Raw genomic sequence first — 18,125 nt, 5'->3', positions numbered from 1 at the left:
GAACCGAGAGGGAAGAAGACGATGGTTCCCGTCCGCAAGAACCACCTCAACATGACCGCCCGGGAGAAGAGACGTTTCATCCGCGCGCTGCTGCGGGTCAAGGAGACAGGCGTCTACGACGAGCTGGTCCGTATACACATACAGATCAACTCGGGTGACTACCTGGACAAGGACGGCGGGGTCGGCAAGCGCTGGGGTCACATGAGCCCGGGCCTGTTCCCGTGGCACCGCCAGTACCTGCTGGTCCTGGAGCGCGCGTTGCAGCGGTTCGATCCGACCGTCACCATCCCGTACTGGGACTGGACCAAGGACCAGAGCCCCGACTCGCCCCTGTGGGCCGACGACTTCATGGGCGGCAACGGCCGGCCCGGCGACCGAAGGGTCATGACCGGCCCCTTCGCCCGCTGCAACGGCTGGAAGCTCAACGTCAGCGTGGTGCCGGTCGGCGAGGAGCACCCGGCGTTCAACGGCCACTACACCGCTGACGACCGGGACTACCTGGTCCGCGACTTCGGCACCACCAACCCCGTCCTGCCGACGACGAAGGAGTTGGAGGACACCCTCGCCCTCCCGACGTACGACACACCGCCCTACAACTACACCTCGGGGTACGGCACCGAGACGCAGTCCCTGCGCAACCACCTGGAGGGGTACGCGAAGTTCCCCTACGAGGCCAACCTGGGCAAACTGCACGGCGCGGGCCACACCTGGGTGGGCGGCCACATGCTGTACATAGGGTCGCCGAACGACCCCATCTTCTTCATGCACCACTCTTTCCTCGACCGGGCCTGGTCGATCTGGCAGAAGCAGCACCCGGACGTTCCGCAGTACTTGCCGGTGGAAGAGCACCCGGACGTCCCCTCGCTGCACACGAAACTCGCGCCGTGGTACACGATGACACCGGCCGATCTGCTGGACCACACGAAGTTCTATCGCTACGAATAGTATCTACCTGCCGCCGAAGCAGTTGCCATCGACATTCTCACTGATGCCGATGGCAACTGCATTGGCAGCACTCGCACATCACTACCGGGGGTATATATGTGCGCCGACTACGTATTCCGAATACTTGGCCCGCTGTTAGTGACCAACGGCGGGGAACCCATCGAAATAAGCGGGATCCGCCGGCAGAAGCTGTTGGCGGCGCTGCTGCTGCAGGCGAATCAGTTGGTGAGCCTGGACCGGCTCGTCGACACCATGTGGGACGACAAGCCGCCCGCTTCCGCCCACGGGCAGATCCGCATCTGCGTCTCCGGCCTGCGCCGCCTGCTCAGGGGCGGCGAGCGCGACAGCGTGATCGAGACGCACCCCTCCTGCTACCGGATCAGCGTCCACGACGAGGACGCCCTGGACCTGTTCACCTTCGAGCGGCTGGTCTCGCAGGGGCGGGCGATGGTCCACGACAACCAACTGGAGCGCGCCGAGCGGCTGCTGAAGTCCGCGCTCGCGCTGTGGCGCGGACCGGTCGTCACCGGGCTCGACAGCTCGGCGCTGACCTCGCTCGTCGTCCGGCTCCACGAGGACCGGCTGACCGTACAGGAGGAGTACTTCGACGTGGCGCTGAAGCTGGGGCGCCACCAGCAGATCATCGGTGATCTGACCGGTTTCGTCGCCGAGAACCCGTTCCGGGAACGCGCCTGCGCGCAGCTGATGCTGGCGCTGTACCACGCCGGGCGTCAGGCGGACGCCCTGGAGACCTTCCGCGCCATCAGGATGCGCTTCTCCGAGGACCTCGGCATCGAGCCGGCGCGTGACCTGCACGTCCTGCACCAGTCGATCCTGGTCGGACGGCTCGCTTCGGCGGCCCCCCATCCTTCGGACGTACTGGCGCCACCCTCCCCTCGCACGAACCGCAACCAGGGCCGGCCGGCCGGGGTCGCGCTGCTCTCACGCACCGCGCCGAGCGCCGTCGGCGGCGACCCGCTGGAGCAGCTGCGGCTGGAGAACGACCTGCTCCGCGTGGAGCGCGACGGGCTCCGCCGGATCCTGTCCCTGTGGCTGGACCTGAACGACGGCGACGCGGGCGCCGCGGCCGTCTGAACCGTCGCACGGCAACGCCCCTCCCCCTGGTCTCCGACGAAGTGGACCGGGAGGAGGGGCATTGTCGGCTCGGCGCCGTGCGTGTCAGGCCTCCTGCTGCGCCCGGGCGGGCGGCAGGGTCAGGGCGATCAGACCGGCCAGCAGCGGGAGCGCCGCGACGACGGCGAGCGCGCTGGTGAGGTCCATGTGCTCGGAGAGGGCTCCGGCCGCGGCCGAGCCGATCCCGCCGCCGACGAAGAACAGCAGGTTGAGCACGCCCATGGCGCCACCGCGCCGGGCGGGCTCCAGGCGGCTGGAGAGCACCGCGGTGGTGAGCACCTGCGTGGCGGCGAAGGTCGCCATGCCCATGGAGGTGCCGATGAGCATGACGACGATGCCGCCGTCGACGAGGCCGACGATGCCAAGGAACACCGCGCAGCTCACGGCGGTCACGGCGAGCAGCAGGCTGCCGCCCTTGCCGACGGTGAGCTTGCTGGCCACCCGGGCGGCCACGGCGCCGACGACCGCGCCCGGCAGCAGCCAGGCGCCGATCTTGAACACGCCCCAGCCGTACTGGACGGCGAGGATCTGCGGCACCGCGTACATGGCGGCGAACAGCCCGGCGTAGCCGCCGACGCCGATCATCGCGGAGGTCAGGAAGGTGCGGTCGGTGGCCAGGTCGCGCGGGAGGAAGCCATCGGGCCGCTTGCCGATCCGGGTCAGCAGGCCGGCCACCGACACCACGAGGAGCACCGCCAGCCCGATGACCAACGGGGTGTCGAGGTCGAGGGAGGAGGCCTGGATGAGCAGCAGCAGCGAGGTCGCGCCGGCGCCCAGCAGCACCCCGCCGGGCACGTCGACGGCCTTGCCGTAGCCGGGGCGGGAGGCCGCGAGCTCCAGGCAGAAGGGCACCAGCAGCAGCGAGAGCGCCGGCAGCACCAGGGTCAGCCGCCAGTCCAGCCAGTCCGTCACCATGCCGCCCATGAGGGTGGCGGTGGAGGAGAACAGCGCCATGGACGCGCCGAAGATGGCCAGGATCTTCGTCCGTTGTTCGGGCGCCGCCGCCGAGGCGAGCGTGAGGGCGCTGGAGGTGATGGCGCCCGAACCCGCCGCCTGCACGAACCGGCCGGCGATCAGGGTGCCGAAGTCCTGGGCGACCAGGCACAGCACCGCGCCGACGGCGAGGAACAGGGCGCCGGTGAGGAGGGAGTTGCGCACCCCCCACTTCTCGGAGAGCCGCCCGAAGAACGCGGTGCCCACACCGAGTGCGAGGGCGTGCGCCGTCAGCACCCAGCCGGCGACGGCCGGGCGGACCTCCATCTCCATCGCGACGTCGGGCAGCGCCACGCCGGCCGCGGTCACTCCGAAGATCACAGGGCCGAAGAGAGCGCCGAGCCTGAGCCCGGTCAAGCCCGCACCGGGTGCGGTTCGCGGCGGGGCCTGCACCGCGCTGTTGGTGGTCATCGAGAGTCGTCCCTTCCAGGATTCGTGAGGTGTGCCGAGTCGGCGTCTTCGTGTGGTCGGGGGGCTCGTCACGCGGGGCGTTCAGACGGCCGTCACGCGCGGCGAGATGGTGTGGTTGAACCGGAAGAGGTTGTCCGGGTCGTAGCGGGCCTTGATCTCGCCCAGCCGCGCGTAGTCGGCGGGCGCGTAGCCCCGGGCGGCCAGCCGGGCGGTCCCGGGTCCGGCGAGGAAGTTGAGATGGCTGCGGCCCGTTCCGTGGTGCGCCATGCCGTCCACGACGTGATCCGGGCGTCCGCCGGGCGGTCCGAGCGTGGTCAGGCAGTACAGGGCGTCGCGGTGGTCGGTCGCGCCCGGCACCGGGGCCGGGCGGCCGAGCGCTCCGCCCAGGTGCCGCAGCTCGACCATGACGTCCGTGCAGCCGCTGCCGGGGCCGGCGAGGCGGAGCAGGTCGTCGGCCGCGTCCGGGCCCAGCTCGCGCAGCATGACGGAGCGTTCGTCGTAGGGGGTGGGGAAGGCCGGGTCGTTGTGGATGTCCGCGAAGCGGCTGTACGGCATCTCCCCCAGCGTGTCCGCGAGCGTCGGGGCGACGGCTCGCAGGGGCCTGACCAGTCGCTCCCCCTCGTCGCCCGGGCCGAGGTGGGCGACGCGGACGTGCACCACGAGCCCGCCCCGCGGGAAGGGCGGGATCGGATCCTGGTCGGGCATCCTCAGCAGCGCCAGCGAGGAGGCGGTCCGCTCCGGCACGGACTCCGTCCACGCCCGCCAGGCGTGCAGCACCTCGGCGACGGCGTCACCGGGGAAGAAGAGGCCGCCGCCGTAGAGCCGGGTGACCGGCACGAGCCCGAATTCCAGGGCCGTCACCACGCCGAAGTTGCCCTTGCCGCCACGCAGCGCCCAGAAGAGGTCGGGGTTCCGCTGTGCGGTGGCGGTGCGGGGCAGTCCGTCGGGGGTGACGAGGTCCACCGCGGTGACGTGGTCGGCGGCGAAGCCGTACGCGCGGGAGAGCAGCGCGAGGCCGCCGCCCAGGGTGTAGCCGACCACCCCCACCAGCGGTGAGGAGCCGTTGAGCGGGGCGAGTCCGTGCACGGCGGCCGCGTCGACGACCTGCCGCCAGCGGGCCCCGGCCTCGACCCGGGCGATCCGGGCCACCGGATCGATGCTCACGCCGTTCATCCGGCGGGTGTTGATGAGCAGCCCGGATCCCTCGGTGACGCGGGAGGGGCCGTGGCCGGTCGCCTGGACCGCCGTCGGCAGTCCGGTCTCGGCGGCGAAGGCGACGGCCTTGCGCACCTGCGTGGCGTCCCGTGCGCCGAGGACCATCGCGGGCCGGTGCCGCAGGACGCGGTTGAACCCGGCGACCTCGGCCGCGTATCCCTCGTCCCCGGGCCCCAGCACCGGACCGGAAAGGCGGCCGGCAAGCCTGTGCGCGGTTGCCGGTCTGTACATGCGTCAGCCCTCCCAGGCGGAGCCAGTCGGTTCGCTGATCACACTTCCAGCGCCGGCTCGGAGGGCCCATCCCTCTATTGAGGGGAAGTGGGCTGCGGCATGTCTCCCATGACACGGAGCATCTCGACCAGTTGCCTCGTCCGCTCCTCGCCCAGCAGCTCCTCCACCCGTGCGTGCAGCAGCGCCGCCTCCTCGACCCCCTCGGCCAGGCGCCGGCGGCCGGCGTCGGTGAGGGCGACGATGCGGCGCCTGCGGTTCGCCGGGTCCATCTCCTTGGTCACCAGGCCGCGCGCCTCCAGACGGTCCAGCAGGACGGTGAGCGTGGAGCGGTCGACGGCGGCCAGGGCCCCCAGCGCGGACTGGTCCAGGCTGCCGTGGTCGTCCAGGGCGAGCAGCACCGCGAACTGAGGACTGGTCAGGTCGGGCAGGCGCTGCTGCCACAGCGCCGTCCACGCCTGTCCGGCCCGGCGCAGCTGATGCGGCAGCGCGTCTTCCAGTTGCGGCCGGGGTCGGGGGCTTGTGTTCGTCATGACGACCAGTATATTCAGTACAAGGATATTCCGTGTACGGAAGGTTCGATGGGGGCAGGATGCGGCTGATCGTGGGAATGACCGGCGCCACCGGAGCGGCGCTGGGTGTGCGACTGCTCAGCGAGCTGCGCGGGAACCCGCAGGTGGAGACGCACCTGGTGGTCAGCCGCTGGGCACGGGCGACGGTGGAGCTGGAGACCGGGCTGAGCGCCCGCGAGGTGGCCGCGCTGGCCGACGTCACCCACTCCCCCGACGACCAGGGGGCGTCGATCTCCTCCGGCTCGTTCCGCGCCGACGGCATGGTGATCATTCCGTGCAGCATGAAGACGCTGGCCGGCATCCGGGCGGGGTATGCCGAGGGGCTGCTGGGCCGCGCCGCCGACGTGACGCTCAAGGAACGGCGCCCGATGGTTCTGGTACCGCGGGAGACGCCGCTCAACGAGATCCATCTGGCGAACATGCTGGAACTCGCCCGCATGGGCGTCTCGATCGTGCCGCCCATGCCCGCCTTCTACAACCGGCCGGAGTCGGTCGACGACATCGTCGACCACATCGTCACGCGTGTTCTCGACCAGTTCGGGATCGAGACCGCCGGCGCCCGGCGCTGGAACGGCTTCCCGCGGTCACCGGCCGGGCGGGCGGGCCCCGCGGCCGACGTCCCCGCGACACGCCACAACGGTACGAAGCAGAGGAGCGCCCGTTCATGACCGACCCCACGACCAGGCAGCCGATCCGGTTCGGTGAGCTGCGCGGCTACCTCGACACGCTGGAAGCCCTCGGCGACCTGCGCCGCGTCACCCGGCCGGTGAGCGCGGACCTGGAGGCCGCCGCGATCAGCCGGCTGTCCTGCGAACGGCAGTCCCCGGCCCCGCTGTTCGAGAACGTGGAGGGCGTCGCGCCGGGCTTCCGGCTGCTCGGGGCGCCCGCCGCGCTCAGCTCCGCCCCCGGCAAGCCACTGGCCCGGGTCGCCCTGTCCGTCGGCCTGCCCGCGGGGACCACCGCCGCCGAGCTGGTCGACCACCTGGCCTCCACCCGCGTCGCGAAGCCCGTCCCCCCTCGGCGGGTCGCGCGGGAGGACGCGCCCTGCAAGCAGAACGTGCTGCTGGGCGACGACGCCACCCTCGACCGCTTCCCGGTGCCCCGGGTCCACGAGTTCGACGGCGGCCCCTACGCCAACACCTGGGGCATCATCGTCGCCAAGACGCCGGACGGCCGGTGGACCAACTGGTCCATCGCCCGGATCATGCTGATCGACGGCAGGCACATGACCGGCCTGGTGATCCCGGCGCAGCACATCGGCATGATCTGGTCGGAGTGGGTGGCGATCGGCGAGCCGATGCCGTACGCGCTGGTGCAGGGCGGCGACCCGGCCATCCCGTTCGTCGGGGGCGTCCCGCTGCCGCCCGGGGTCGACGAGGCCGGCTACATCGGGGCGCTGCACGGCGAACCGGTCGACGTCGTGCGGTGCGAGACGGTGGACCTGGACGTGCCCGCGGGCGCGGAGATCGTCATCGAAGGGCACCTGTCCGTCGGCCGCGACGCGCGGGAGGGACCGTTCGGCGAGTTCGCCGGATACGGCTCCACCGAGACGTCGATGCAGCCGGTGTACACGGTCGAGGCCATCACCCACCGCGAGGACCCGATCTGGCCGCTGGTGGCCGAGGGCCGGCCGGTGGACGAGTTCCACACCGTGACGGGCGTCGGTCAGGCGGCCGAGGTGCTGGCGGAACTGCGCGCCGCCGGGCTGCCGGTCACCACTGCCTGGTCGCCGCTGCGTGCGGCGTCGCACTGGATGGTGGTGACCGTCCCGCGGGACTGGCGGGAGCGGCTGCCCGGCGTCGACTCCGCCGAACTCACGCACCGGATCGGCAAGGTGCTCTCCGACTCCCACTCGGGCCGCGCCACGGCGGCCACCTTCGTCCTGGACGACGACGTCGACCCGGCCGACGACACCGACCTGCTGTGGGCGCTGGCCACCCGGATCCACCCGCTGGACCGGGCGGAGCCGTGGTACGGCTTCGTCCACCCGCTGCTGAACTGCTACACCCACGAGGAGCGCGCCGCCCAGTCCGGCCCGATCGTCTTCCACGACGGGCTGCTGCCCGCCCCCGGCGAGGGCCGGCTTCCGCACAGTTCCTTCGCCCAGGCGTATCCGGAGCGGATCCGGAGCCGGGTTCTCGAGCACTGGGACGACTGACACCGGACCGGGTCGGTCCTGGTGACCGGTCCCTTCGAAACAAGGATGGAGCGCGTGAACACCGAGCAGCAGCACGCAGGGCTCGCGGCCCTCCCCCGCCGCGCGGCGATCCGGCACGAGGGCGGTGTCCGATGAGGAGCGCCCTGGTCATAGGAGCCGGTCTGATCGGTACGTCCGCGGCACTGACGCTCGCCGGACGCGGCGTCACCGTCCATCTGACCGACCACGATCCGGACCGGGCCCGGACGGCGGCGGCCCTCGGCGCCGGCAGCGACGAGCCGCCTCTCGGCCCCGTGGACCTCGCGCTCGTCGCCGTGCCGCCCGCGCACACCGCCGCCGTGCTGGCCGGGGCCATGCGCGCGGGGGTGGCGCGCGGGTATGCCGACGTCGCGAGCGTCAAGGGCGGTCCCCGGCGCGAGTTGGAGGACCTGGGCCTCGACCTCGCCTCGTACATCGGCACCCATCCCATGGCGGGCAAGGAGAGTTCCGGACCGCTCGCGGCGAGCGCCGATCTGTTCGAGGGCCGGCCCTGGGTGCTCACCCCGATGCCGGACACCGACACGGAGGCGCTGAACCTCGCCCTGGAACTGGTCGCGCTCTGCCGCGCCGTGCCCGTGGTCATGGACGCCGCCGCCCACGACCGGGCCGTCGCCCTCGTCTCGCACACGCCGCAGCTCGTCTCCTCGATGGTCGCCGCACGGCTGCGGGCCGCCGACGAGACGGTGGTGCGGCTGTGCGGACAGGGCATCCGCGACGTGACCCGGATCGCCGCGTCCGACCCGCGGATGTGGATCGAGATCCTCTCGGCCAACCCGGGTCCCGTCGCGGAGGTGCTCGCCGGGGTGGCGGCCGATCTGGAGGACACCGTCGAGTCGCTGCGCGCCCTGCAGTCCGCCGACGAGGCCAAGCGGCGCGGCGGCGCGGCGGGCATCGAGGACGTCCTGCGGCGGGGCAACGCGGGCCGGGCCAGGGTGCCCGGCAAGCACGGCGAGGCGCCCGCCACCTACGAGACGGTGGCCGTGCTCATCAGCGACCAGCCGGGCGAACTGGCCCGCATCTTCGCGGACGCCGGGCGCGCGGGCGTCAACATCGAGGACATGCGCATCGACCACGCGACGGGCCGGCAGGCGGGCCTGGCCCAGCTGATGGTGAGCCCCGCGGCGGCCCCGGCACTGAGCGCCGCCCTGAGCGAACGCGGCTGGTCGATCCGCCGTTGACGTCGCGAGTCCGGCGTCGGCACCTGGGTCCGGCACGACCGGCGGGTGCCGAAGCCGGCCTCCCGAGCGGTGCGTTCGGGGGCCTCCTGGGGCCTGTCCGACCATTACCGACCGGCCGGTGACCCGGGGACGACCCACCGCGCCCCGGGCCCGTCCGTGCGCGACGCCTTGGCGGACCTGGAGGCGCGCCCGCGCGACGTGGTGAACGCCGCGGGCGCGCCTCCAGGACGGCTGACCGCCCTGTGCCGGGGCCATCCGGACTTCGCCGCGGTCCGCCCGGGGCGCTACCGGACGAAGTTCGGGGGGATCTGGATGTCGGACCCCGAGCAGGGCTCGTTCGGCGCGCAGGATCTCGCGGCACTCGGCCGGGCGAGCATGCGACCGCTCACTGAGGCCCTGGGGAACTGCGCCGACGAGCCCTCGCGACCAGCACCGACGTGGCCGCCGAACCGACGCGCTCGCGCGCTGGCTCGGCCTGCACGGCCTCGCCCCCCAGCGGGCCGCGGCCCCGTCGTCCCCCTGGACACCGGAGATCACCGAACGCCTCGTCGGCTCACTGGCGCAGGTCACCGGCGAGGCGGCCCTGCGGCGCCGGCGGGCTCAGCCCTTGGCGACGAGTTCGAGGATCTGCCGGGCGTGCTCGACGGACCCGTCGACGGTGTCGACGTCGTACATCGAGTCGACCATGAAGTGCTCGATACCCGTCCGGTCGTGGATCTCCCTGATGGTGTCCGCGACCTGCCGCGTGCTGGTACCGGCGTCGATGTTCACCCGCAGCACGGTGTCGATGGCGCCGGGATCGCGGCCCTCCGCGCGGGCCAGTCCGTCCAGCGCCGAGCGCTGGGCCACGAGCCCGTCGACGTCGACGTAGCTGGGCACGACCACCAGCGGCAGCCAGCCGTCGCCGCGCCGGGCGACCCGGCGCAGGGCGCGCTCGGACATCGCGCCCAGGTAGAAGGGCGGCCGCGGCCGCCGCGCCGGCTTCAGCGGTGCGTGGTGTTCGGGTACGGAGAGCTGGTCGCCCTCGTACCGCGCGGGGTCGTCGGTCCAGATGGCGTCGAGCGCGTCGAGCAGTTCCTCCATCCGGGCGCCGCGGCGGGTGAAGTCCAGGCCGGCCGCCTGGTACTCCTCGGGCGACCAGCCGACGCCGAAGCCGGGAAGCAGGCGCCCGCCGCTGATCAGGTCGATGGTCGTCAGCGACCTGGCCAGCTGGACGGGCGGGTAGAGCGGGGCGACCAGGACGTGGGAACCCAGCAGTACGCGGCTGGTCGCGGCGGCGGCGACACCGAGGAGGACGAACGGGTCGGCGGCGGGGTTCAGTTCCTCGGGGATGGTGTCGCCCTGGCCGCCGTACCCCACGACGGGGCGGACCGCGGCCAGGTTGCGGTCCCCCACCCAGAGACTGGCACCCCCGGCCTCCTCGATCGCGGCGGCGAACGTACCGGCCCGGGCGACGCCGGATGCCTGGTGGTGGAACTGGGGGAGAGCGAAACCGATCTTCATGACGTCCTTCGCATCGTGATCCTGATCGGGTGGGCCTACCCCGACGAAGGCACCACACACGCAACTTCGATCAGAATGCGACTAGTTGACGACCGTCGCCCTCTCGACCGGCGACGCCCGAGAGCGCGTGCGGGCCGAGCGGCTGCTCGATCTGGTGCCGGACGGCCTCACCCGCCGCGACCGCCGACACCCGTGCGGGGACCGAGCCGGTGTGAATTCGGGATTGGGTAAGAATCGCAGAAACCGTTCACTCGACTGCCGCGCATCCGACGGAGTAGGCAGACGTTACTTCGGATATGACCGAGGAAAACGGGGAATTGACGGCGCTCGGCCCGTACACCTACAGGCCCGGCGAAGATCACTTTCCGTCACCGAGTGACGGAACCCTGACCAGAGGCGGGCGCCCCGTTCCTCTGCGGGTGACCGAACCGGTCCTGCAACGCTTCCTGGACGTCATGACGGAACTGGAGACCGGCCTCGCCGAGCGCTGGGGCAGGGCGCAGTCCTCCCTGACGTGCCCCCCGGCGGAGTGACCGGCGCGTCGTGCACGAAGAACACACCTACCCTCACATGCCGTACGGCGAAGGCTCGTTCCGCACCACGGGCAGCGGGCGGCACCGGGCACCACAGGAAGCCTACGGGGAAGCCCTCGTCCCGCCCGAACCCGGCTGGGACCCGGCCGAGGAACTCGCGTTCCTGCTCCAGGACGCGGTGGAGCAGCAGCCCGCCGTCCCGTACGGCATGGACACCTCGGCGATCCCGCCGGTGCCGGGCACGCCGCTGAGCAATCTGCAGGAAATCACCGCGGAACTGCCCCCGTTGAGAGACGCGCCCACCAGTCACCGCCGCGTCCGCCGCCCGAAGGTGAGCCGGCTGCGCGCCGCGAGCCTGTTCGTGGCGGCGCTGGCCGCCGTCATCGCGGCCTCCGTCAGCCTGTTCGGCGGCATGGTGGCCTACGAGCCGCTGCGGCTGGCCGCCGTCACGCGTACTCGCGGCAGCGTCGTGTCCTGGTGGCCGCTGCTGGTCTACGGACCCTGGCTGGTGGCGTCGCTGGCGGTGCTGCGGTCGGCCCTGCACCAGCGCCGCGCGGTCCACTCCTGGGCCGTCGTCCTGCTGTTCTCGGCCATCGCGATGCTGCTGTGCATCGCGGAGGCGCCGCGCACGGTCAGCGACGGGGCCGCCGCGGCGCTGCCGGGTCTCGCCTCGCTGGTCTGCTTCCAGCAGATCGTCCGGCAGATCACGCTCACCCGGCCGCCCCGCCGGGCGGTGCCGCGCCACCGGCAGCGTGCGGAGGCCGCGCCGGGCGACGAGGCGGCGGACACGGCCGGCCAGGACCCGGTGTCCCTACCGCAGCAGCGGCAGAGCACTCAGCGCGCGCCTCGGCCGGGCACGGGCCCCAAAAAGCGAACATGACTCTGTGTGACTGACCTCGGGGACTAATACAGCACTTACGAAAGGCGCCCAATTCCTTCCCGCCGCCTCCCGGAGAACGAACGGATAATTCCTTCTCCGGGAAGTGGTGGTGGCGTTGGGCGCCGTCCGCTCAGCCCGCCACCAGCTTCACGTCCTGGTCCTTCCGCGCGTGGAAGCTCGGCAGCGGCAGGCCGCTGGTGATCCGCAGCTCCATCAGCGTCGCCTCGACGTGGGCCGCGCCGGGCTTGAGCAGGTCGGTGGAGGGCGTGCCCGTGTTGGTCCAGCGGTGCTCCTTGCCGTCGCAGACCGCGCGGGTGCCGCCGATGCCGTGGCGGACGGACGAGTCGTCGCCCTGGCGCACGATGGAGCTGACGAAGACGGCACCGTCGGCGGCGGTGCAGCGGTAGGTGCCGGTGAGGGTGACGGTGCCGTCGGCGGCGACGCGGCCGGTCCGGGCGACCGTCACGGACTCCGTGACGGCGGGGGTGTCGGCGGTGGCGTCGGCGGGGGCCGCCGTCGCTGCGGGGGCGGCAGGCAGGAACAGGGCGGCGCCGGCGGCCGCGGCGAGGACCGCGGATCGTACGGGCATGGGGGGACCTCCCGATCGGTCGGAATGGGGTGTTCCACTGGTACCGGGCGGATGGGCCGGCGCCAGTGACCGTCACCCCTTCGGTGGCGAGTCCGCCTCGGCCGCCGTCCGTGAACCGTCGCCGGGTTGTCCGGGTGTTGTCACGCTTGCCGCCCGGGCCTTGGCGACGAGTTCCCGGCGGGCGCACGGTCTGTTCATGCGACGGTCCCATGACGGGACGGTCTCCCGACGTGGAGGTGCGCCATGTGTACCCACCGGTCTTCCTGCCCCGCGGCCGACTCCCCCGCGACCGACTCCGTCGTCGCGCACATCGTCGCCGCCCACCCGGAGCAGGGGTGGCACCTGCTGTGCGACGGCACGATCGTCTTCGACGACACCGGTGAGCTGCGGCCCGACGGCCGGGTGGTCGCGCCGCGCCGGATGCCCGCCGGGCGCCTGGCGATGGCGGCCTGAGCCCGACCGCCGGCCGGGTGCCGCTCAGCGTTCCGGCTCAGCGTCTCTCCGCTCAGCGCTTCTCGGCGATGAACTCCCGCAGCAGGGAGGCGAGCAGCTCCGGCTGGTCCTCGGGGATCAGCGTCCGGGCGTCCTCGACCTCCACCAGCCGCCCCTGCGGGAGGAGTTCGGCCAGGCGCCGGCCGTGGGCGCGGGGCATCATCAGGTCCTCGGTCGCCCAGACGACGAGTGCGGGCCGGTCGAACCTCCGCAACCCCTGGGCGGCCTCCAGCAGTTCGTCGCCGCGGACGTGGGTGTTGTAGTGCCGGAAGTCGCGGCGGATCGCCGGATCGGTGCGCAGGGGGCGCAGCCAGCCGTCGACGACCGCGTCCGGCACGGGCCGCTTGGTGAGGGCGCCGATCCCGACGGGGAGGCGGCGCAGCGGCTTCAGGCCCAGGGTGCGGACCAGCAGGGGCACGCCGCCGGGCAGGCGGCAGGCGACGCCGATCAGCTTTCCCGGCAGTCCCGGCGGGTAGTTGTCGAAAGCCTCGCACGCGACGAGCACCAGCCGTGCCAGCCGCTCCGGGTGCCGGGCCGCCACCGTCTGGGCGCGTCCGCAGTCGTTCTCGACCAGGGTCACGTCGGTCAGGTCGAGGCGGCCGAGGAACTCCGCGATCAGTTCGTTGACGAGGTCCGGCGTGGGCGGCCGGGTCAGCGGCCGGCGGTGGGAGCCGTAGGGCAGGGTCGGCGCGATCACCCGGTGGTCGGCGCGCAGGTCGGCGAGGACCCCGCGCCAGACGGTCGCGTCGTGGACGAGACCGTGGAGGAGCACGACGACCGGGCCGTCCCCGCCGGTGTCCTCGTACTCGATGGTCCCCGCGCTCAGTTCGATGTCCGGCATGCCGGAACTCTAGGGCGGGCGGGCGCTTCGCGGCAGTGGGCGCTACGGCAGTACCGCGAAGCCGTCGAGTTCCACCATCGCCCGTTCGTCCCAGAGGCGTACCACCTCCACGACCGCCATCGCCGGGTAGTCGCGGCCGGCCAGTCGGCGCCAGGTGCGGCCGAGGTCGGCGGCGTGGGTGCGGTAGGCGGCGACGTCCGTGGCGTAGACGGTGACGCGGGCGAGGTCGGCGGGGGTTCCGCCGGCGGCTCGCAGGGCGGTCAGGAGGTTGGTGAGGGCCTGTTCGAACTGGGCGGGGAGGGTGTCGCCGGTGACCTTGCCGTCGGTGTCCAGGGCGGTCTGGCCGGCCAGGAACACGACGCGGGTGCCGGTGGCGACGACGGCGTGCGAGAACCCGGTGGGCGGGGAGAGTTCGGGCGGGTTCACCCGTTCGGCGGTCATGTACCGGCCTCCTCGGTCGTCGTGTCGTGCGTGCGGTACAGCTCCTTGGCGATGATGCCGCGCTGCACCTCGCTCGCGCCCTCGTAGACGCGGGGTGCGCGCACCTCGCGGTAGAGGTGTTCGAGGAGGTGGCCGCGGCGCAGGGCGCGGGCGCCGTGCAGTTGGACGGCCCGGTCGACGACGTACTGGGCGGTCTCGGTGGCGAGGAGTTTCGCCATCGCCGCGCGCCGCGGGACGTCCGGGGCGCCCTCGTCGTACGCCGTCGCCGCCGCGTACACCATCAGGCGGGCGGCCTCGGTGCGCAGGGACATCTCGGCGACCTGGTGGGCGACGGTCTGGAGGTCGCGCAGCTTGCCGCCGAAGGCGTCGCGGGAGGTGGTGTGCGCGACGGTGGCGTCGAGGGCGGCCTGCGCCATGCCGACGGCGAAGGCGCCGACGCTGGGCCGGAACAGGTTGAGGGTGTCCATCGCGACCCGGAAGCCACGGTCCGGCTCGCCGAGCACGTCGTCCGCGGTGACGGGCACGGCGTCGAAGGCGAGGGCGCCGATGGGGTGCGGCGAGAGCATGTCGAGCGGGCTGCCGGAGAGGCCGGGCCGGTCGGCGGGCACGAGGAAGGCGGTGACGCCGCGGGCGCCGGCGCCGGGTGTGGTGCGGGCGAACACGGTGTAGAAGTCGGCTTCGGGCGCGTTGGAGATCCAGCACTTCTCGCCGGTGAGCCGCCAGCCGGAGCCGCCGTCGGGGTCGGCGTTCAGGGCGACGGGGCCCGACGGGGCGTCGGCGGCGACCGCGCGGTCTCCGGGGGCGGGCACGTTCGCGTCGTCCTCGGCGGCGGGTGCCACGGCGTCCCGGCCGGTGCCGGTGCCCTCGGTGGCCCAGGCGGACTCGGCCGGCGGGGCCGTACCCGTGCCGCTTCCCGCGGCCTCCCCCGCCGGGCCCCCGCGCTCCCCCGCGGCGGGCCGCGACGCGGACGGGGTCGCCGTGAGGGTCAGGGCCGCCGCGTCCGAGCCGGCGTCGGGCTCGCTGAGGGCGAAGGCGGCGACCGTCGTGCCGGCGACGACGCCGGGGAGCCAGCGGGCGCGCTGGGTCCCGGTGCCGTGGGCGTGCACCGGGTGGGCGCCGAGGCCCTGGAGGGCGAGGGCGGTCTCGGCCTCCGTGCAGGCGTGGGCGAGGGACTCGCGCATCAGGCACAGGTCGAGCGCGCCCGAGGTGAACAGGCGGGAGAGCAGCCCCAGGGCGCCGAGTTCGGCGACGAGGGCACGGTTGACGTGGCCGGGCTCCCCCTTGTCCGCCAACGGACGCAGCCGTTCGGCGGCCAGGGCGCGCAGCTCCCCGCACCAGGTGATTTGTGCCGGTTCGAGCGAGAATGCGGTCATCGCCGATCCTTCCCCTGCTCCGCTGCGGCCGCTGGGTCTCACCCGAGGTTATCGCGCCCCGTTGACTGTCGTCACCAACGCGATACGCTCGATGCGCGTGCCCACCACGACAAAGGGGGCGAACCGCCATGGCAGCTCCGCACCGCGCGGAACCGAGCCGCTCCGCCCACGTCGACACCTTCGCGCGCGAGCACCTGCCACCCCCCGACCAGTGGCCGCAGCTCCGCTTCGACCTGCCGGAGCTGCGCTACCCCGCGCGGCTGAACTGCGCCGCCGAGCTGCTCGCCGGCCCGCCCGGCGACCGCCCGGTCTTCCGCACCGCCACCGGGGACACCTGGAGCTACGGCCTGCTCCGGGACCGCGTCGACCGGATCGCCCACGCGCTCACCGGCGAGCTGGGCGTCGTACCGGGCAACCGGGTGCTGCTGCGCGGCCCCACCACGCCCTGGCTGGCCGCCTGCTGGCTGGCGGTGCTGAAGGCGGGCGCGGTGGCGGTCACCGTGCTGGCCCAGCAGCGCCCGCACGAGCTGGGCGCGATCTGCGAGATCGCCCGGGTGCGGCACGCCCTGTGCGACGTCCGGTCCGTCGACGACCTCGCCAAGGCGGAGATCCCCGGCCTGCGGATCACGACGTACGGCGGGGACGCCCCCGACGACCTGCTGGCCCGCACGGCGGCGGACACGGCGCCCGGCACGCCGTACCCGGCCGTGGACACCGCGGCCGACGACGTGGCGCTGATCGCCTTCACCTCGGGCACCACCGGCCGCCCCAAGGGCTGCATGCACTTCCACCGTGACGTGCTGGCCATCGCCGACACCTTCTCCCGGCACGTGCTCAAGCCGGACCCGGACGACGTCTTCGCGGGCAGCCCGCCGCTCGGCTTCACCTTCGGTCTCGGCGGGCTGGTGATCTTCCCGATGCGGGCCGGCGCGAGCGCCCTGCTGCTCGAACAGGCGGGCCCCAGGCAACTCTTGCCGGCCGTCGCCGAGCACCGGGTGTCGGTGCTGTTCACCGCGCCGACGGCGTACCGCGCGATGCTCGACGAGCTGGACGGGTACGACGTGTCGAGCCTCAGGCGGTGCGTCTCGGCGGGCGAGAACCTGCCCGCGGCCACCTGGCAGGCCTGGTACGAGCACACCGGGCTGCGTGTCATCAACGGCATCGGCGCCACCGAGCTGCTGCACATCTTCGTCTCCGCCGCCGACGGCGACATCAGACCGGGCACGACGGGCGTCCCGGTGCCGGGCTGGCACGCGCGCGTGCAGGACGCCCGCGGCGTGCCGGTACCCGACGGCGAGCCGGGACTGCTCGCCGTGCGCGGTCCGGTGGGCTGCCGGTATCTCGCCGACCCGCGGCAGCGGGAGTACGTGCGCGACGGCTGGAACATCACCGGGGACACGTACATACGGGAGCCCGACGGCTACCTCCGGTACGTGGCCCGGGCCGACGACATGATCATCTCCGCCGGGTACAACATCGCGGGACCGGAGGTCGAGGACGCGCTGCTGCGGCATCCGGACGTCGTGGAGGCGGCCGTGGTGGGCCGGCCGGACTCCCGGCGCGGGCAGATCGTGGTGGCCCACGCCGTACTGAAGGAGGGCGCCGGCCGGGACGCCGAGGCGCTGCGCGCCTTCCTGCGGGAGGAGCTGGCGCCGTACAAGTGCCCGCGGGAGATCGTCTTCCTGGACGCGCTGCCGCGCACGGCGACCGGCAAGCTCCAGCGGTACCGGCTCCTGTCCGACGACATAAGATGATCAACGTGTACGACCAGCACGCGCAGCACGCCCCGAGGTCCCTCATCGTCACGCTCTACGGCGCCTACGGCCGTTTCGCGCCGGGCCCGGTGCCCGTCGCGGAGCTGATCCGGCTGCTGGGCGCGGTCGCGGTGGACGCCCCTTCCGTGCGCTCGTCGGTGTCCCGGCTGAAACGGCGCGGGCTGCTGCTGCCCGCCCGGACCGCCGAGGGCGCGGCGGGCTACGAACTGTCGCCCCAGGCACGTCAGTTGCTGGACGACGGCGACCGGCGCATCTACGCCGCGGCCCCGCACGACGACGAGGGCTGGGTGCTCGCCGTGTTCTCCGTGCCGGAGTCGGAGCGGCAGAAGCGGCACGTCCTGCGCTCCCGGCTGGCCGGCCTCGGCTTCGGCAGCGCGGCCCCGGGCGTGTGGATCGCCCCGGCCCGGCTGTACGAGGAGACGCGGCACACGCTGGGCCGCCTGGACCTGGACTCCTACGTGGACTTCTTCCGCGGCGAGCACCTGGGTTTCACGCCGACCGCGCAGGCCGTGGCGCGCTGGTGGGACCTGGCGGCGATCGCCAAGGAGCACGAGGCGTTCCTCGACCGCCACGCGCGCGTACTGCGCGACTGGGAGGGCCGGGCGGACACTCCGCCCGAGGATGCCTACCGCGACTACCTCCTCGCCCTGGACTCCTGGCGCCACCTGCCCTACACGGACCCGGGGCTGCCCGCCCGGCTGCTGCCCGCCGAGTGGCCCGGCACGCGCTCGGCCGCCGTCTTCCGCGCCCTGCACGAGCGGCTGCGCGACGCGGGCTCCCGCTTCGCGGCCCTCGGAGCACCAACCGGCCCCGCCGAGTGACCCC

17 protein-coding genes are annotated in these 18,125 nt (G+C 73.1%); 9 read left to right on the top strand and 8 right to left on the bottom strand.

Annotation, left to right across the window (positions count from 1 at the left end):
• Window positions 1-21 precede the first annotated feature (21 nt).
• Together bagH and bagI are read left to right on the top strand one after the other, a co-directional pair.
• The gene (bagH, locus tag OIE75_RS30140; RefSeq protein ID WP_307015604.1) at window positions 22-945 is read left to right on the top strand and encodes a bagremycin/ferroverdin biosynthesis o-aminophenol oxidase BagH/FevF; all 924 of its coding nucleotides are present in this window, start codon (window positions 22-24) and stop codon (window positions 943-945) included.
• 138 nt (window positions 946-1,083) lie between these two features.
• The gene (gene bagI / locus OIE75_RS30135) at window positions 1,084-2,040 is read left to right on the top strand and encodes an AfsR/SARP family transcriptional regulator BagI/FevR (protein WP_307015603.1); all 957 of its coding nucleotides are present in this window, start codon (window positions 1,084-1,086) and stop codon (window positions 2,038-2,040) included.
• Window positions 2,041-2,124: 84 nt separating this feature from the next.
• Here bagI and bagJ read toward each other — a convergent pair whose 3' ends face one another.
• The 3 genes from bagJ to bagL all read right to left on the bottom strand — a co-directional run bounded on the left by bagJ (window position 2,125) and on the right by bagL (window position 5,459).
• On the bottom strand, window positions 2,125-3,483 hold the full coding sequence (bagJ, locus tag OIE75_RS30130) for a bagremycin/ferroverdin transporter BagJ/FevB (protein WP_329472817.1): 1,359 nt from the start codon (window positions 3,481-3,483) through the stop codon (window positions 2,125-2,127).
• Between the two features lie 81 nt (window positions 3,484-3,564).
• Complete coding sequence (gene bagK / locus OIE75_RS30125) at window positions 3,565-4,929, bottom strand: bagremycin/ferroverdin biosynthesis FAD-dependent oxygenase BagK/FevA1 (RefSeq protein ID WP_329472816.1); 1,365 nt, start codon at window positions 4,927-4,929, stop codon at window positions 3,565-3,567.
• Between the two features lie 74 nt (window positions 4,930-5,003).
• The gene (gene bagL / locus OIE75_RS30120; protein WP_329472815.1) at window positions 5,004-5,459 is read right to left on the bottom strand and encodes a MarR family transcriptional regulator BagL/FevM; all 456 of its coding nucleotides are present in this window, start codon (window positions 5,457-5,459) and stop codon (window positions 5,004-5,006) included.
• Window positions 5,460-5,518: 59 nt separating this feature from the next.
• Here bagL and bagM point away from each other — a divergent pair, with 59 nt between their 5' ends.
• The 3 genes from bagM to OIE75_RS30105 all read left to right on the top strand — a co-directional run bounded on the left by bagM (window position 5,519) and on the right by OIE75_RS30105 (window position 8,873).
• The gene (bagM, locus tag OIE75_RS30115; RefSeq protein ID WP_307015599.1) at window positions 5,519-6,166 is read left to right on the top strand and encodes a bagremycin/ferroverdin biosynthesis UbiX family decarboxylase BagM/FevK; all 648 of its coding nucleotides are present in this window, start codon (window positions 5,519-5,521) and stop codon (window positions 6,164-6,166) included.
• Window positions 6,163-7,656, top strand: a complete 1,494-nt coding sequence (gene bagN, locus OIE75_RS30110) for a bagremycin/ferroverdin biosynthesis UbiD family decarboxylase BagN/FevL (RefSeq protein ID WP_329472814.1) — start codon at window positions 6,163-6,165, stop codon at window positions 7,654-7,656. Before bagM ends, bagN begins: the two co-directional genes overlap by 4 nt.
• A gap of 131 nt (window positions 7,657-7,787) precedes the next feature.
• Complete coding sequence (locus OIE75_RS30105) at window positions 7,788-8,873, top strand: prephenate dehydrogenase (protein ID WP_307015595.1); 1,086 nt, start codon at window positions 7,788-7,790, stop codon at window positions 8,871-8,873.
• Window positions 8,874-9,473: 600 nt separating this feature from the next.
• Here OIE75_RS30105 and OIE75_RS30100 read toward each other — a convergent pair.
• Window positions 9,474-10,376, bottom strand: a complete 903-nt coding sequence (locus tag OIE75_RS30100; RefSeq protein ID WP_307015594.1) for a TIGR03619 family F420-dependent LLM class oxidoreductase — start codon at window positions 10,374-10,376, stop codon at window positions 9,474-9,476.
• Window positions 10,377-10,946: 570 nt separating this feature from the next.
• On the opposite strand from OIE75_RS30100, the gene OIE75_RS30095 reads away from it, so the two are divergent.
• Window positions 10,947-11,789 (top strand): DUF2637 domain-containing protein, encoded by an 843-nt coding sequence (locus OIE75_RS30095; RefSeq protein ID WP_329472813.1) that lies wholly within the window; start codon window positions 10,947-10,949, stop codon window positions 11,787-11,789.
• Between the two features lie 130 nt (window positions 11,790-11,919).
• On the opposite strand, the gene OIE75_RS30090 is transcribed toward OIE75_RS30095, so the two are convergent.
• Window positions 11,920-12,378: a DUF6299 family protein gene (locus OIE75_RS30090; RefSeq protein WP_329472812.1), complete on the bottom strand. Its 459-nt coding sequence runs from the start codon at window positions 12,376-12,378 to the stop codon at window positions 11,920-11,922.
• Window positions 12,379-12,621: 243 nt separating this feature from the next.
• Here OIE75_RS30090 and OIE75_RS30085 point away from each other — a divergent pair, with 243 nt between their 5' ends.
• Window positions 12,622-12,831 (top strand): DUF5999 family protein, encoded by a 210-nt coding sequence (locus OIE75_RS30085; protein WP_329472811.1) that lies wholly within the window; start codon window positions 12,622-12,624, stop codon window positions 12,829-12,831.
• A gap of 52 nt (window positions 12,832-12,883) precedes the next feature.
• On the opposite strand, the gene OIE75_RS30080 is transcribed toward OIE75_RS30085, so the two are convergent.
• Genes OIE75_RS30080 through OIE75_RS30070 form a run of 3 tightly spaced genes read right to left on the bottom strand, consistent with a single transcriptional unit; the run spans window position 12,884 to window position 15,525 of the window.
• Window positions 12,884-13,711 (bottom strand): alpha/beta fold hydrolase, encoded by an 828-nt coding sequence (locus OIE75_RS30080; protein WP_329472810.1) that lies wholly within the window; start codon window positions 13,709-13,711, stop codon window positions 12,884-12,886.
• A 42-nt stretch (window positions 13,712-13,753) separates the two neighbouring features.
• Window positions 13,754-14,152: a RidA family protein gene (locus OIE75_RS30075; protein WP_234958616.1), complete on the bottom strand. Its 399-nt coding sequence runs from the start codon at window positions 14,150-14,152 to the stop codon at window positions 13,754-13,756.
• A complete protein-coding gene (locus tag OIE75_RS30070; RefSeq protein ID WP_329472808.1) occupies window positions 14,149-15,525 on the bottom strand; it encodes an acyl-CoA dehydrogenase family protein in 1,377 nt (458 codons plus the stop codon). The genes OIE75_RS30075 and OIE75_RS30070 overlap by 4 nt, the downstream gene beginning before the upstream one ends.
• 65 nt (window positions 15,526-15,590) lie before the next feature.
• On the opposite strand from OIE75_RS30070, the gene OIE75_RS30065 reads away from it, so the two are divergent.
• A complete protein-coding gene (locus OIE75_RS30065) occupies window positions 15,591-17,279 on the top strand; it encodes an AMP-binding protein (RefSeq protein WP_329474081.1) in 1,689 nt (562 codons plus the stop codon).
• A complete protein-coding gene (locus tag OIE75_RS30060; RefSeq protein WP_329472807.1) occupies window positions 17,276-18,121 on the top strand; it encodes a PaaX family transcriptional regulator in 846 nt (281 codons plus the stop codon). Before OIE75_RS30065 ends, OIE75_RS30060 begins: the two co-directional genes overlap by 4 nt.
• The last annotated feature ends 4 nt before the right edge of the window (window positions 18,122-18,125 follow it).

The sequence above is a fragment of the Streptomyces sp. NBC_01723 genome (assembly GCF_036246005.1).
Classification (GTDB): Bacteria; Actinomycetota; Actinomycetes; order Streptomycetales; family Streptomycetaceae; genus Streptomyces.
Note: the sequence above shows the minus strand (reverse complement) of the source record. Positions and strands in the feature narration are given on the sequence as shown.

Coding starts and splice junctions, on each gene's coding strand:
- bagK (WP_329472816.1), bottom strand. CDS start 4,929: ATGTACAGACCGGCAACCGCGCACAGGCTTGCCGGCCGCCTTTCCGGT.
- OIE75_RS30100 (WP_307015594.1), bottom strand. CDS start 10,376: ATGAAGATCGGTTTCGCTCTCCCCCAGTTCCACCACCAGGCATCCGGC.
- OIE75_RS30070 (WP_329472808.1), bottom strand. CDS start 15,525: ATGACCGCATTCTCGCTCGAACCGGCACAAATCACCTGGTGCGGGGAG.
- OIE75_RS30085 (WP_329472811.1), top strand. CDS start 12,622: ATGTGTACCCACCGGTCTTCCTGCCCCGCGGCCGACTCCCCCGCGACC.
- bagL (WP_329472815.1), bottom strand. CDS start 5,459: ATGACGAACACAAGCCCCCGACCCCGGCCGCAACTGGAAGACGCGCTG.
- bagJ (WP_329472817.1), bottom strand. CDS start 3,483: ATGACCACCAACAGCGCGGTGCAGGCCCCGCCGCGAACCGCACCCGGT.
- OIE75_RS30060 (WP_329472807.1), top strand. CDS start 17,276: ATGATCAACGTGTACGACCAGCACGCGCAGCACGCCCCGAGGTCCCTC.
- OIE75_RS30095 (WP_329472813.1), top strand. CDS start 10,947: ATGCCGTACGGCGAAGGCTCGTTCCGCACCACGGGCAGCGGGCGGCAC.
- bagM (WP_307015599.1), top strand. CDS start 5,519: ATGCGGCTGATCGTGGGAATGACCGGCGCCACCGGAGCGGCGCTGGGT.
- OIE75_RS30080 (WP_329472810.1), bottom strand. CDS start 13,711: ATGCCGGACATCGAACTGAGCGCGGGGACCATCGAGTACGAGGACACC.
- bagN (WP_329472814.1), top strand. CDS start 6,163: ATGACCGACCCCACGACCAGGCAGCCGATCCGGTTCGGTGAGCTGCGC.
- bagH (WP_307015604.1), top strand. CDS start 22: ATGGTTCCCGTCCGCAAGAACCACCTCAACATGACCGCCCGGGAGAAG.
- OIE75_RS30090 (WP_329472812.1), bottom strand. CDS start 12,378: ATGCCCGTACGATCCGCGGTCCTCGCCGCGGCCGCCGGCGCCGCCCTG.
- OIE75_RS30075 (WP_234958616.1), bottom strand. CDS start 14,152: ATGACCGCCGAACGGGTGAACCCGCCCGAACTCTCCCCGCCCACCGGG.
- OIE75_RS30105 (WP_307015595.1), top strand. CDS start 7,788: ATGAGGAGCGCCCTGGTCATAGGAGCCGGTCTGATCGGTACGTCCGCG.